The organism is Roseobacter sp. GAI101 (genome assembly GCF_000156335.1).
Taxonomy (GTDB): domain Bacteria; phylum Pseudomonadota; class Alphaproteobacteria; order Rhodobacterales; family Rhodobacteraceae; genus Sulfitobacter.
Window position 1 is genome coordinate 1,761,762 of record NZ_DS999213.1, and the last position, 12,510, is coordinate 1,774,271.

Below are 12,510 nucleotides of genomic sequence, written 5' to 3' on the forward strand. Positions count from 1 at the left end.
AATATGGGGCATTTTCAGTCGAAGGCGGAAGCGTCAGTATCTGCTGGTCGCGTGCGGAAGACGGACAATTCACGCTTGATTGGCAGGAACGTGATGGGCCGCTGGTCACGCCCCCATCCGAACGGGGCTTTGGCTCCCAACTTCTATCGCGGGTCGGGCCCGGCTATTTTAATGGCACAGGCCGCACCGATTACCAGCCAGAGGGCGTGTCTTATCGCCTTCTCGGCGTCGTATAGACCAGCAGGGCAAACAGGTATTGTAGCTCTGCCTTACGCACGCACGGCCTTGCGTCTGCCGCCGTTATGGAAAGCCGTCGTTCGGCCATTAAGCAACGCACTCTACGGCTGGTTAAGGTGGCGGACCCGAAGCGGACGGCCCAAAGCGCTGAGAACCCGTTCGGTCAGCCGTGAAACGAGGGCGGTGATCAGGTTTCCGGCGGTCATCGGTACGACGACGACCAGTCCATGCCCCTTGGTGTAGCCGGGATTGCGCGCCTTGAAGAACTGAACGTCGGCCCGCCCGTTCAGCGTCCTTTCCTGCGGTGTCTCGATGGTCACCCAGCCCACATCACGCACGAAGGGATCGGAGGCAGACACAGGCGGGTCGGGAAAGCTGTTGATGAGTTCGCTGGCGATATCCCTTATGCGAGCGGGCGTTTCGTGGACGGGATGTGGAAATATCCGCGTGAAATATTTGCAAAAAAGGTGATAGCTTGATGGATGGACAAGCGTTCCGAGGTAGTAGATCGGCGTGAACGGATGCCGTATCTTTTCGACAGCCGCGCAGATCATCCCAAAGCCGTATGCGGCTCTGCGTCCGCGGTATTCGGGCAGAAGCCCGGCCTCGGCCCGCAGCACGATCACGTCACGTCCCTGCGCCTTGCGCCTGAAGCAGTGGCACGCACAATAGCCTACGATCCGACCGTCACCAGCAAGGTAAAGCTGGATGCGCGTCATCTCAGCAGGTGAATCCACAACATGGCGGCGGAATTCCTCTGGGGAAACACCCGAAAATATTTGTTGATGAACATCGTACATCTGACGCGACAGGTCAGAACGTCCGGACACGGACAGTCGTCCCGGAATGACGATCCGTCGGCCGGCCACCTTGGGCGCATCGTGCAGTTTATCGGACGTTTCCTTCATCGGATCGACTTTCATCTTGCGGCGTTCTGCCAGGTGCTCTTTTCGGGGCGTTCAACTATTGGTTTGGCGGTGCCGCGCTTGGCGCGCGTAAAGCTGTTCAATCACTGTCTGATAGCGGTGTTCGATGACCTGTCGCCTGACTTTCAGCGTTGGTGTCAGGCTGCCGTCCTCAACCGTCCAGGGCAGCAACACGGCATGAACGGCGCGTATCTGGGCAAAGGGCGGCGGGTCGCGCATTGCCTCTGTGACCCGGGTCAGCAACGCCGCTGCTGCCGTCGGCATATTGGGGTCCGCCGGGTCCAGATGGTGCTGTTTTGCAAAAACCTCCCACCGATCTTGGCAAAGAACGACAATGGCGACGATGCAGGACCGGTTGTCACCAATGACACAGCACTGTTCAAAGAGTGGATCGGCCACAACCGCCGCTTCGACAGTGGCAGAGACGACTTTCTTGCCGGTCGACAGCACGATCAAGTCCTTCAGGCGTCCGGTTATGAAAAGGCGACCCGCATGAAATTCAGCGATGTCACCCGTGTGTAGCCAGCCATCCTGATCAATAGCGGCAGCGCTGCGTTCGGGATCATGCCAGTAGCCCGACATCAGCGACGGGGACTTAACCAATAACTCCCCGTCGCTGCCAAGCCGGATTTCGATCCCCCGCAACGGCCGCCCCGCAGAGCCGGGGTTGCAGTCCTTCAATGTGGTCGCCGTGACGACCGGTGCCGCTTCGGTCAACCCGTAGCCTTCGACAAGAGGCAGCCCCAGACCGATCAGAAAATGGCTCGCTTCCAGCGACAAAGGCGCGCCACCGCTGACTGCGACCCGCACGTTGCCTCCGAAGGCCCGCAAGACAGGTCGGGCCACCAGCCGTTCAAGCATTGGCCACACCAGCAAGCGTGTGATCGCTCCGGGTGGCTTTGCCCTGCCCTGGCGTGCCTCGAAATGCTGCCAGCCGATTGTGGCCGCCTGCCCAAGCAGCCTACGCGTGATCGGGCTATGCGCGGCCTTGCTTTGGACGGCCTCGCAGATCCGCTCGTACAGCCGTGGCACTGCAACGAGGATCGTCGGCCGCACCTCAAGGAGGTCCTGCCGCAAGGTGTCGATCGACCGTGCGAAAACCACCCGAGAGCCGCCCATCATGGCCATGTGATATGTCGCCGTGCGCTCGAATGAATGAGCAAGCGGGAGGAGCGAAAGAAAAATATCGCTGGTCAGCGGCGGGATGAATTCCGTGACCGCTTCGGCATTCCAAAGCAGCGCATGATGCGACAGCATCGCGCCTTTCGGCTGACCGGTGGTGCCCGAGGTATGGATCACCGTCGCGATATCCTGCGCCGCACAGCGCAACGGCCCCGGATCGCCTTCGGCAACGCTCAGGACATCGGACAGACAGCGAATGTCGGTTCCATGCACGTTTCGCGGTGCCTGGTCGCCGCTGCGCGTCCAGACCTCTCGCAAGGAAACGTCGCGCTCAAGATCGGCGGCCAGCGTATTCCAGCGCCCCGCGTTATCGACAAGGCACAGTCGAGCACCCGAATGTGCCAGAATGAACCGGATGTTGGCCGCGCTGTCGTGCGGATAAAGTGGCACGGTTATCAGGCCGTTTGCCATTGCTGCAATATCGAACGCGATCCAGTCGATGCAATTGGCCAGCAAGACGGCAACCCGGTCACCGCGGACCAACCCTGCAAACTGCAGCGCGGTGCGATAACGGGCGACGATCTGCGCCATCTCTTGCCAGGTGACGGCGCGCCATGCGCCACCGTGGAATTCCGAATATGCCACGGCATTCGGCGAACGTCCGACCCGATGCAACATCAACCCGGGGATCGTCCCGGCGACGTTGCAACCGATGATGTCAATATCAGGTGACGCTGAGAGGACCATGACTTTACTGGTGACACTCCCGCGCTCGGGGACGTTGATCTTTGTCAATTTCCCCCAGGCGGCGCGGGTTCGTTCAAAGCGTTTCTTCGTTCCGTAGGGATCCAGGCGATCGGATGGCATAATGCTTCAAAGGACCCGTTATTCACCCCCTGAAACCGACCGGCCACTCGCACGCCCTGCCCTGCAGTTCGCCCGTGCTTGGTTTCGGCTTTTGAATTCTGGGGCTGTGGTCGCTGGCGGAAAGCAGCTAAAGACTGATGGACATGGACATTGGAGCGTTTATGGCGACGAAAGTGAGCGGAGTTTGAAGAAAGTTCCCCCGGAATTACGCGTGGATTTTGTAAACGGAGCCGTGGCGCACCGGCTGCGGTTTGGTGGCGGACGCGGGCAAGACATCGCCAAGGCCATGGGTCTGCGTGGGGGAAAAACACCGAACATCATTGATGCGACAGCGGGCTTGGGCCGGGATTCATTCCTTTTGGCGTCGCTGGGCGCGCAGGTCACAATGATTGAACGGTCCGAGAAAATGCATGCGCTGTTGGTTCAGGGCATGGAACGCGCCGCGGCAGAGGGAGGCGAGTTGCGCGAGATTATCGGTCGCATGACGCTTTTGAAGGGAGACGCCAAGGACCTGCTGCCTGAAGTGTCGGGCGAGGCAATATTGATCGATCCGATGCATCCCCCCCGCAAAAGTTCCGCGCTGGTGAAGCTGGAATTGCGCCAAGTCCGCGAGATCGTCGGAAATGACGATGACGCGGCTGATCTGGTGCGTCTGGCGCTTAGGCACGCGCTGAACCGTGTGGTTCTAAAGTGGCCTGCCAAGGCTGATCCGATACAGGGGATCAGGCCATGCACGCATCAAATCCTTGGAAAAACAACGCGGTATGATGTTTTCATGACTGGACAAGGATAGCGCTGAAAACCCACTTTCGACACGAATGAAAGGGCGGCCCGAAAAGACCGCCCTGCCATGTGATCGTTCAGACGGCTTTGGGTTCCAGATCCACCGACCAAAGCTCCACATCTGCACTATCCATCAACCTGACGGTCATAACGCCGGTATCTGCTGCGATATCGACCTTGCCGAAAAACTGCATACCGTCGCTGGGGGGCAGGTTCGCCTGCCCCTCTTCGGGATGCTTTGCAAAGCGCACTTCGGGCCCGAAAGTGTTGTCGTAAGCAGACGGACCGAAGGTGCCGGCATGCAGCGGACCGGACACGAATTCCCAAAACGGATCAAACTCCTGAAAGACAGCGCGATCCGGCGAATAATGATGCGCTGCGGTATAGTGCACGTCCGCCGTCAGCCAGACCGTGTTCGCGATTTCGGCCGCTTTGATGAAGGACAAGACTGCCGCGATGTCCTGCTCGCGCCCAAGAACCGGACCGTCCCCATTCGCTCCGTTTTCCATGTTGGTCTCGCCGTCACGCACCATCATCCCGATGGGCATGTCCGATGCGATCACCTTCCATGTTGCGGTGGAATTCACCATCTCGCGCTTTAGCCAGGCCAGCTGGTCTGCGCCAAGGAATGGCGTGCCCTCTGCTTCGGTGTTGGCGGTGTTGTCGCCACGGTAGGTGCGCATGTCGATCACGAAGATATCCAGAAGCGGACCATAGGAAACCTTGCGGTACACCCGCATCGGTTCAGCCAGATTTTGCCGCGTTGGCATCATCTCGTGAAAGGCGTGGGCCGCGCGCGCCGAAAGCACCTGCATCGACTTGACCGCATACCGGTCGTCACTGGCAAGCATCTCGTTGGGGTACCAGTTGTTCGTCACCTCGTGGTCGTCCCATTGCGCAATGATCGGCACCGCTGCGTTGAACGCCTGAACATTCCGGTCCATGTAGTTGTACAGATGCTGCCCCCGGAATTCGTCGAGGGTTTCGGCAACCTTGCTTTTGGCGGGCGTGACGATGTTCTTCCAGATTGTCCCGTCGTCCAGCGCGACCTCTTCCTTGAGCGGGCCGTCGGCATAGACTGTATCGCCTGAATGCAGGAAAAAGTCGGGCGTATGGCCCAGCATGGTGGCATAGGTGGTCATGCCGCCGCGATCTTCGTCGATCCCCCAACCTTGTCCTGCGGTGTCACCAGACCAGACAAAGCTGACATCGCGGCGGCCCATCGGGGCGGTGCGAAACTTGCCGACTGTCGGCTCGGACGTGGTGCCATCCGCCAGATCGGTCATCGTCACCCGATAAAAGATGTCCTGATCGCTGGGAAGCCCGGTCAAAGCCATCTTGCCAGTGTAATCCGTCGGGGTGCCGACGGCCAGGGCAGGCACGGCCTGCGCGTTCGACATGCTCTCGGACGTCGCCCATTCCACCATCATCTTGGCCTCGCGGTCGGCGCGGCTCCAGATCATCGCGCCGTCGTGCGCGACATCGCCGGACATCACGCCATGTGTAATGAGAGGACGCGACCCCGCACGTGAAAGTGACGGCATGGCCAATGAAGCGCCAAGAGCCGCTGAGCCCAACAGAGCCTGACGGCGGGTAAAGGAAATACGTGGCATAATCACTGCCTCCTGAATGTTTTCTACAGGCCGGACCATCCATGCTTAGAGTTTCACTAGGTCGACAGTTTTATGACTCTTTGATGAAACCTGATGGCCCCACCAGACGGTCCGGTGGGGCGCGCCAAAGGCAGCGTCGGCTTCGCCGCCTTGCGCCGCATGTCATTCTTCGGGAATTCCCAGCTTGCGCAGGTAAACCGAAAACCCCTCCAACGCCTGTGGCGAGAATACCATCGCTTCTTTGTAGCGTCTGATGGTCATATCCGGATAGGCCTTCAGCAACGCAGCTTTCGATACCTCTGCCTCGTCAATCCGGCCCGCCGCCAACAGTGCCGGGGCAAGATTGCGGTGGATCCAAAAAGCGCTTGGGCGTTCCATCAGGGCCCGCAGAAACAAATCGGCAGAGGCACCGTATCCGCCGGAAATCTGATGGGCGGAGGCCATGCCCACAAGGTTGTTGAAATTCATCGGGTCAAGCGGGCTCAGACGCATCGCATGTTCGAAATGGCCGAACGCCTCGGCAGGACGGTCAGCGTAGACCTCGAGCCAACCCAACCTGCTAAGCGCCCAAGCCGAATTTGGGTCGAGGGTAATGGCCCGCTCCAGCAGGATGCGTGCGGTACCATAGTTGCGTGCAAACGTATGTACGACCCCCAGAACCGACAGGATCAGCGGGTCATCCCCCGAAAGCCCCGCGGCTTTTCTGCCATCTGCAGGGCGCGGGCCTTGACCGCCACGATATCATCGGACCAGTTGTAGACGGAATGCTGCGACCAGCACCAAGCCGAAAGCGCCAGTGCAAGAGGATATTCAGGGTCGATCTGGAGGGCCTTTTCCAGCAACACCAACGCCTTGGCGGATTCCTCTTTTTCTTGCATCCAGACATGTCGCATCGCCCGCATGGCGTAGTCATACGCCCCCATGTCATGCGGGCGCTTTCGTGTGGAACGGTCGATTTCCGCTTTCTGGATCGACGGCTGCAACGCGCCGGCGACCTGCTCCGTGATGCGGTCTTGCAGATCGAACAGCTCGCTATCCGCGCCATCATATTTTTCGGCCCATAAATGGGCACCTGTCGTCGTCTCGACCAGCTGGACAGTGATCCGCAGCTTGCCGCCCGCGCGCTGGACCGATCCCTCGAGCGCATAGCCGACCCCCAGCTCACGGCCAATGTCGATCACGTTCAAGTGCCTGCCCTTGTAGGCAAAGGCAGAATTACGGGCGATGACAAAGAACGATCCGATCCGCGAAAGCGCTGCGGTCAGTCCTTCGACGACGCCATCGGCAAAATACTCCTGATCGGGGTCGCTGGACATATTGTCGAACGGCAGCACCGCGATGGAAGGCTTGTCCGGCAAGGCCAGCCTTTGCGGCGCGTCGCGGGCTTGGGTATCGGGCCACCGGAAGACACGGACCTTGCGCGCAATGTTTTTCAACACCCGTTCACCGACATCGGCGAATTCGGCATCGACCTTCCCGGTCACGTGCTCAAAGGCTGTCGCGCTTAGCGCCACGCCGCCGGGGGTACACACCTCCTGGATGCGGGCGGCGACGTTGACGCCGTCGCCGAAGATATCCGTCCCCTCAAGGATCACATCCCCAAGATTGATGCCGATGCGTAGTGCCACTGTTTTTTCCGGCGGAATCTCTTCATTGAAATGGTGCATTTCCTGCTGGATCGCGATGGCAGCTGCCACGGCATCGACGACGCTGGCAAAAATGATGATCGCACCATCCCCCATCAACTTGGCGATGCGCCCCCGGTGCCGGACGATCTGAGGCGAAACGATGGTCTTTAGCAGACGCTTGAGCATGGCCAGGGTGCCGTCTTCATCTGCCCCCATCAGCCGGGAAAACCCCACGACGTCAACCGAGATGATTGCCGCGAGTTGCCGTTGGGTGCGCCGAGCGGACATCAGATTTATCCTTGTTCCTGATCATCCAGCGGCATCATCGCGCTGGATTGCGGAGACATGTGACCAAGCAGATCGAATGGCGTTTGTCGTGATATAGGCATCCTCGGTGGAAATCGGCCCCGATATCACCGATATCCGCATAACCCACTCGCCGCGCCAAGCGCCGCCTGCAACAAAAATATGTCCGTCCTCAATGACCCTGTCAATGACCGCTTCAGCCAGCACCTTGCGCCACTCGGCACCATCGCTTTGCTTTCCGAAGCGTAGAATGACCTGATTGAGCACCACGTCATTCATCACCAGAATGCCGGGCACCTGCGCCAGTTCTGCGGCGATCTGACGGGCAAGGCGACAGTGCCGACTGACCATTTCAATCACGCCGCTGCGCCCCAAAGACTTGAGCGCCGCCCAGGTCGGCACGCCGCGCCCGCGTCGCGACAATTCGGGGACAAGCTGGGATGGGGACCTGTGGTTCGCCTTCTTGGCAGGCAGATAGCTGGCGGTAATGGCCATGCTTCGCTCAAGCGCTTCGGGATCGCGGACAATTGCATAGCCCGTGTCGAACGGCACCTGCAGCCATTTGTGCCCGTCGACGACCCAGGAATCCGCCAGCTCGATCCCTTTGGTCAGAGGGTGCAAATCCGGGGCGACGCGCGCCCAAAGGCCAAAGGCCGCATCGACGTGAAGCCACGCATCATTTGCCCGTGCAACCTGCGCCACTTGGTCAAAGGGGTCAAATGCGCCGGTGTTGATCTGGCCGGCCTGCGCGATGATCAGCTTTGGGCCGTCGCAAGCGGCACATCGGCGCGCCAGATCATCCGCCGACATGCGCCCTTGGTCATCGGTGTCCACGCGGATCACGCGGCGTTCGCCAAACCCCAGATACCGAAGTGCCGAAAGGACGGATGCATGCACATCATCGCTGACGAAGACATGTACCTGCGGCGCACCGAAAAGCCCGTCAGCCTCGCAGTCCCATCCGACGCGCCGCAGAAGGGAACCACGGGCGGCAGAAAGCGCCACAAAGCTCCCCAAGGTTGCGCCGGTGACAAACCCGACGGCAGCCTCCCGCGGCAGATCGAAAATCTCGAGCAACCAGCGGGCAGCGGTTTCCTCCACCGCGGCGGCTGTTGGCGAGGCCGAATGCATCGCAGCATTTTGGCCCCACGCGGCCACCATCCAGTCGGCAGCCACGCTGACCGGTGCGGAGGCCCCCATCACCCACCCGAAGAACCGGGGGTGCGTGACGGGCATCAGCCCCGCTTCGCCAAGATCGGCGAGTTCGTCGATCACGTCGCAATCCGGCATGCCTGCTTCGGGCAGCGGCACACCGAAACGCGCCAGCATCTGAAGATAGTCAAGCTGTGGCTTCACCGGTTTTCCGGCAACTTCGGACCTGTATGCCGATGCTCTGCGACACGCAGTTTCAAAAACATCCATGATAGCCGGGCTCACCCCATTTGCGCGTCTGGTGTGGACTGGGATATGGCAATCTCGTCCGCATCCATATCTTCGGCGATGTTCTCGAACATTGGCGTGCTCATGTAGCGTTCGCCGGTATCGGGCAGCATGCACAGAATGACAGACCCTTTGGGCGCTTTTTCGGCAACGGCCAAAGCGACGGCAAAGGTCGCCCCGCCAGAGATGCCCGTAAAAATACCCTCTTTCCGGGCAAGGTCCTGGGCGCATTTGATCCCGTCAGGCCCTGCGATCGGGATCAGCTCGTCGTAATACCCGCCCTCGACCGCTTCTTCCAGCACAGCGGGGATAAAGTCGGGTGTCCAGCCCTGGATGGGGTGCGGTTCAAACGCCGGATGGCTGACCGCCGGGGCACCGTTTGCCTCGCGTTCCTGTGCATGTTTGCTGCCCAGAAGCTGCGCATTGGCAGGCTCCGTCAGGATGATCCTGGTATCGGGGCGCTTTTGGCGCAGCACCCTTCCGATCCCGGAAACCGTACCGCCCGAGCCATAGCCGGTGACGAAATAGTCCAGTTTCGACCCGTCGAAATCCGCCAGAATCTCTTGCGCCGTGGTGGCTTCGTGAATGTCGGCATTTGCCTTGGTCTCGAACTGGGCGGCCAGAAACCAGCCGTGTTTCTCGGCCAGGGCTGCGGCCTTTTTGTACATGCCCATGCCCTTTGCCGCGCGCGGCGTCAGAACAACCTTCGCCCCCAGCATCCGCATGAGGCGGCGACGCTCGATCGAGAAGCTATCGGCCATTGTGACGACTAACGGATAGCCCTTTTGCGCGCACACCATTGCAAGCCCGATACCGGTATTGCCGCTGGTGGCTTCAACGACCGTCTGACCGGGCTTCAGGGCCCCGGAACGCTCCGCCGCTTCGATGATGTTGACCGCGAGCCGGTCCTTGACCGATCCGCCGGGATTGAAGGCTTCGGCCTTTACATAGATCGTGGACCCGTGGGTCGGGATGTTGTTGACCCGGATCACCGGCGTATCGCCGATGGTGTCCAGGACAGTGTCATACAAGCGGCCACGGCCCTTGGTGGTTCTGATGGATGCATTGACAGGCATTTGACGTTCCTTTTTGAAAGTGGATCTTACCCGATCGTTGCGACTGGCGCAGTATCCGGGTGTCAGGCGGGCCCCGCATGCACCTGATCGCGCTGGCATCTTTGGACCGCGCGATCAGATGGCTGTAAGTTAAAGGTTAACAGATTTCGGCCCTTCTGTCGCCAAATGGCTACTTGGGGGCCTGCTTGGCTTCCATGGGCAACATGACATGCGCCAAGGGGGTTTCGCCCCACATAACATAGGGCCCACCGGCAAAAGGCGTGCGCGGCAGATCGGCGACAACCTTCAAATCCGGAAACAGGATCATGACATGCGGTCCTTCCTGAACCCATACGCCGCCATCGCCCGGATCGGTGGCCATGGGGTTGTCGTTGTTGACCAACGCATCACCGGCAAGCATGTAGGACACGCCGACGACATCCGTGGAAAACGCAGACCCCGATGCGGCGGCTGCCATCCATTTCATCCAGACGGCATCATTGCACATCGGATGCTGGTCGCCGGGGATAAGGCCGATACCGGGCAAGCAGACCCAGCCATTGCTACCGGCACGCAGGACGGTGCCGTCGACGTCCATGATCGTGGCATCATCCGTGATGTCCGAAGGGGCAGCGGTCAGGGACCGCTTGATCTTGTCCTCGACTGTTTCGGCCGGGGATGCGGTGGCCAGACAGGCAATGACCAAAGACCCGGCGGTAAGAGCAAGGAGAGCGGGGATGGAACGGCCATTCTTGTGGCTTGAAGTGTTCAACATTTTCGTTTGTCCTTTGCGAGATTGCAGAATGATCAACGTCTGCCAGATCGCGCGGAGCGCCGCTTGAGGGGAACTTGAGTTTTTCGTGGCGTTTTTCATGGTTGCGGCTAATGATTGAACATGCGCTACCGATTTGACCACTTCACGCTGGACATCGACCGCGGCATCTTGCTCGAGGGTGGACGCGATGCGCCAATCGAACCGCGGGCCTTCAAGTTACTGGCGCTGCTGGTCACGCACCATGACCGGATCGTGACAAAAGACGAGATTGTCGAAAATGTCTGGGATGGCCGGATCGTATCCGATGCGGCCATTGCCACGGTGATCAAAACAACGCGCAAGGTTTTAAGCGACGATGGCGTGGGGCAAAAATACCTTCGCACGATACGGGGGCGCGGCGTGCGGTTTGTGGGGACACTTATGCCAAGTCTGGCTGCCGAAGCGCGCAAACCCGAAACAGATCAAGCGCAGCCAGCGCCAGTCCAAACCGCGTCCCGCCCCACCATCGCCATCCTGCCTTTCCAGATGGTCGGATATTCGGAAACCTTCAGCGCCATCGCCGATGCAATCCCCGCCGAATTGATTTCTTGCCTGTCGCGCTTGCGCTGGCTTGCAGTGGTGTCGCGCGGGTCCACGTTTCGGTTCCGCGAAACCGAACCCGATCTGGCGACGATCCACGCGGCGCTTGGGGCCAAATACTGCCTGACGGGGCTGGTCGAAATCTTCGGATCTGTCATTGCGGTATCGGTCGAACTGTCAGACACCCGCAGCCAGGATGTCGTCTGGAGCGAACGGTTTTCAGGCACCATCAGCGACATCAACGAAACCAGAAATGACATTGTGACCCATGTTATTTCGGCGCTGGAACTTCATGTGCCGCTGAACGAGGCCAAGCGCGCGCGCCTGCGTCCGCCTGAAAATCTGGACGCCTGGAGCATCTACCATCTGGGCCTGCAGCACATGTACCGGTTCAACAAGACGGATAATCTGATCGCGGCCAGCCATTTCGAAAAGGCCACGATCCTGGATCCGGAGTTTGCCCGTGCCCATGCCGCAAGGTCCTTTACCAGCTTTCAAAGCGCTTTTCTCAAATACAGCACCGATGCGGCGGAAGAGGCCTCCAACACACGCCGGTTCGCTGAAAAAGCTGTAGAACTGGACCCGATAGACCCTTTCGCAAACTTTACGCTTGGCCGGGCGCACTGGCTTATCAGCGATCCCGAGGCGGGGATGCCCTGGATTGATCGTGCGATAGAACTCAGTCCGAATTTTGCACAAGGTTTCTATGCGCATGGCTGGGGCGATGTGATGGCCGGCCGTGGCGTCGAAGCCTTGCAGCAGTTGCAAACTGCCATTTCCCTTAGCCCGCTTGACCCATTCCTTTACGCAATGCAAAGCGCCTGCGGATTGGCCTATCTGCAAATGGAAGACTATGAAAATGCTGTGCTATGGGCCGAAAAAGGGGCCCGCGCGCCGGGGTCGCATTTTCTGATTGGTGCCATTGCTGCGATGATCTGCAAGATCAGCGGCGATGAAGAAAAAGCCAGACGTTGGGCAAAGACGACGAAAGACCGGCGGCCGGACGCCTCTGTTGAAATGTTCTTTGCAGCCTTTCCCTTTGAAAATCAGGAAATACGGGCGCTGATTGGCTCGGCACTGATCTCCATCGGGTTTCAAGCCCGCTGAACGTATTTTCCGGCCGCGACCTGTTATGCTGCCCCAAGAACAGGCGGCACCCTCCCTTCTGATCAAAGCCTA

10 protein-coding genes and 1 pseudogene are annotated in these 12,510 nt (G+C 59.6%); 3 read left to right on the plus strand and 8 right to left on the minus strand.

Annotation, left to right across the window (positions count from 1 at the left end; genetic code table 11):
* Positions 1 to 236: pseudogene (locus tag RGAI101_RS22240) on the plus strand (sensor histidine kinase); the annotation flags it as partial.
* 102 nt (positions 237 to 338) lie between these two features.
* Here the strand turns inward: RGAI101_RS22240 and RGAI101_RS08260 are convergent.
* Complete coding sequence (locus RGAI101_RS08260; protein WP_008228441.1) at positions 339 to 1,160, minus strand: hypothetical protein; 822 nt, start codon at positions 1,158 to 1,160, stop codon at positions 339 to 341.
* A gap of 36 nt (positions 1,161 to 1,196) precedes the next feature.
* Positions 1,197 to 3,080, minus strand: a complete 1,884-nt coding sequence (locus RGAI101_RS08265; protein WP_198133685.1) for an AMP-dependent synthetase/ligase — start codon at positions 3,078 to 3,080, stop codon at positions 1,197 to 1,199.
* A 283-nt stretch (positions 3,081 to 3,363) separates the two neighbouring features.
* Between RGAI101_RS08265 and RGAI101_RS08270 the strand changes: the two genes are divergently transcribed.
* Complete coding sequence (locus RGAI101_RS08270) at positions 3,364 to 3,945, plus strand: class I SAM-dependent methyltransferase (RefSeq protein WP_008228532.1); 582 nt, start codon at positions 3,364 to 3,366, stop codon at positions 3,943 to 3,945.
* A gap of 67 nt (positions 3,946 to 4,012) precedes the next feature.
* On the opposite strand, the gene RGAI101_RS08275 is transcribed toward RGAI101_RS08270, so the two are convergent.
* The 6 genes from RGAI101_RS08275 to RGAI101_RS08295 form a co-directional block, all read right to left on the minus strand.
* On the minus strand, positions 4,013 to 5,548 hold the full coding sequence (locus RGAI101_RS08275) for an alkaline phosphatase D family protein (protein ID WP_037227760.1): 1,536 nt from the start codon (positions 5,546 to 5,548) through the stop codon (positions 4,013 to 4,015).
* Positions 5,549 to 5,710: 162 nt separating this feature from the next.
* The gene (locus tag RGAI101_RS21245; protein ID WP_008226926.1) at positions 5,711 to 6,103 is read right to left on the minus strand and encodes an adenylate cyclase Cya3; all 393 of its coding nucleotides are present in this window, start codon (positions 6,101 to 6,103) and stop codon (positions 5,711 to 5,713) included.
* A 113-nt stretch (positions 6,104 to 6,216) separates the two neighbouring features.
* Positions 6,217 to 7,464 carry an adenylate/guanylate cyclase domain-containing protein gene (locus tag RGAI101_RS08280; protein WP_008227933.1) on the minus strand — a complete coding sequence of 416 codons (1,248 nt, stop codon included), beginning with the start codon at positions 7,462 to 7,464 and terminating at the stop codon, positions 6,217 to 6,219.
* 21 nt (positions 7,465 to 7,485) lie between these two features.
* Positions 7,486 to 8,838, minus strand: a complete 1,353-nt coding sequence (locus RGAI101_RS08285; RefSeq protein ID WP_198133686.1) for a pyridoxal phosphate-dependent decarboxylase family protein — start codon at positions 8,836 to 8,838, stop codon at positions 7,486 to 7,488.
* 77 nt (positions 8,839 to 8,915) lie between these two features.
* Complete coding sequence (locus RGAI101_RS08290) at positions 8,916 to 9,998, minus strand: PLP-dependent cysteine synthase family protein (protein WP_008225789.1); 1,083 nt, start codon at positions 9,996 to 9,998, stop codon at positions 8,916 to 8,918.
* A gap of 169 nt (positions 9,999 to 10,167) precedes the next feature.
* A complete protein-coding gene (locus tag RGAI101_RS08295) occupies positions 10,168 to 10,752 on the minus strand; it encodes a hypothetical protein (RefSeq protein WP_157044658.1) in 585 nt (194 codons plus the stop codon).
* 120 nt (positions 10,753 to 10,872) lie between these two features.
* Between RGAI101_RS08295 and RGAI101_RS08300 the strand changes: the two genes are divergently transcribed.
* Positions 10,873 to 12,438: a winged helix-turn-helix domain-containing protein gene (locus RGAI101_RS08300; RefSeq protein WP_008225440.1), complete on the plus strand. Its 1,566-nt coding sequence runs from the start codon at positions 10,873 to 10,875 to the stop codon at positions 12,436 to 12,438.
* Positions 12,439 to 12,510: the final 72 nt, after the last annotated feature.